We start from the raw sequence: 1,823 nt of genomic DNA, 5'->3' as shown, positions 1-1,823 counted from the left end.
GGATTTAAGTGAAAATGTACCACAAACTCACTTATACACAAAAATTTAAGAGAATATTGTATGCAGGGTTACCTATTCTTATCTTTCTTACTTTGTTCATTTTTTTGACAGTAACCTCGCCTCTTGAAAAAATATTAGTACCGCTTTTATTATTAATTATGTTTTTGGCTCAGTTGCTATATACTTATAAAAAATCTCAATCTGAACACCAAAAATGGGATTAATCAAATTTGTTAAAAGAATATTTACTGCGAATGACTTTCAATAAGAATAGAATATGGGCTTATATTGAGATTTATAACCTATTCTGATTTTGTTTTAATGAACTATAAATTAAGTAGAACACTCCGAAGTGAATACAAAACGCTAATAGCGATAGCCTGGTGTAGAATGAAATTACTAAATTGGTATTCGATTCGTAGATGACCATTGACGAAACGGAGGAGCTTGATTTTGAGTTCGAGACGTTGCAAGGACGCTCAACGTTCATAGACATTTTCCTAAATATAACAGCCCTTCTCACCGCTGAGAAGGGCTGTCGTTTTTTGCTTAGGCTGATGCTTTGTCTGCTTCTTCTTGTGCTTTCACTTCTTCCCCGTACGACACGCGGTCTTGCATGCGGACGAACGGGAGGTAGACAGCTACGGCCATTGCGATCGTGACGATCTGCAAGAGCGCTGCACGCCATCCGCCGATTAAGAAACCAGAGATGATCGGTGGTGTTGTCCACGGCACTTGAAGTGCGTTGAACGGATCGACCCAGCCCCAAAGGATTGAGAAGTACACCATGAACGATGCGATGGCAGGTACGATGACGAACGGTACGAACATGATCGGGTTGAACACGATCGGCATCCCGAAGATGACCGGCTCGTTAATGTTGAACAAACTTGGTGCAAGCGAGAGCTTACCGAGCTGTTTCAAGTGAGCCGAGCGGGCGACGATAAGTGTGGCGATGATGAATCCGATCGTGATTCCTGAACCACCGAGCTTCGTGAAGACGTCGAGGAACTGGATTGTAACGATTTTCGCGTTCTCACCGGCAACAAGTGTTTGGCCTGAGTCGATGAGCGCTTGGTTTTGAAGCGCGTTTGCTGTAAGGAGTGGCCCCATGATACCCATGATGATTGCGGCACCGTGAATTCCACACCACCACATGACGGACATGAGCACCATGATGATGACGGCTCCTGCGAGTGTGTCGGTCAAGTTTTGGAGTGGAGCTTGAAGCACGTCATAGACGACTTCTGTGAACGTACGCTCTGCAACCGCTTGGAAGACAGCGAATGTCGCAGCAGCAAGCGCGATGATGGCAAGACCAGGAACGAGTGCCGAGAATGAGTTCGAAACACCAGGTGGGACACCGTCAGGCATTTTAATGCTGATCCCGCGTTTGATGAATTGCGAATAAATGAATCCGACGACTAAACCGACGACGATGGCAGCGAGGACACCTTGTCCACCCGTCCATACTTTCGGGATGACTCCGTTGACTGCTTCTCCTGATTCAGAGAGGACAGACGCTTGGGTGATAATCAAGAACGAGATGATTCCGAGGATACCAGCTGGTACGCCTTCGATCTTTTCGTTTTTGACGTACGAGTAGGCGATTCCGAATACCCCGATCAAAGCGAGGATGTCAAACGTCGCACCGACGACTTGCGTGAGTGGGAGCGTCCAATCGGCTCCGAACAATCCTGACATGAACTCGGCCCAACCTGGAATCGGTAACGCCAAGATCAGTAGGAACAGCGACCCGATGATCGTCATCGGCATTGTCAGGATGAACCCGTCCTTAATCGCAAGGACGGGCTTTGCGTTCG

General features: G+C 47.0%; 1 protein-coding gene. It reads right to left on the bottom strand.

Annotated elements, in window-relative coordinates; translation table 11 throughout:
* Nucleotides 1-549 precede the first annotated feature (549 nt).
* Nucleotides 550-1,823 (bottom strand): PTS sugar transporter subunit IIC (locus A6395_RS10285; protein ID WP_071398936.1); only part of this gene is annotated, 1,274 nt, incomplete at its 5' end.

Source organism: Exiguobacterium sp. SH31, from assembly GCF_001816105.1.
GTDB classification, from domain to species: Bacteria; Bacillota; Bacilli; order Exiguobacteriales; family Exiguobacteriaceae; genus Exiguobacterium; species Exiguobacterium aurantiacum_A.
Note: the sequence above shows the minus strand (reverse complement) of the source record. Positions and strands in the feature narration are given on the sequence as shown.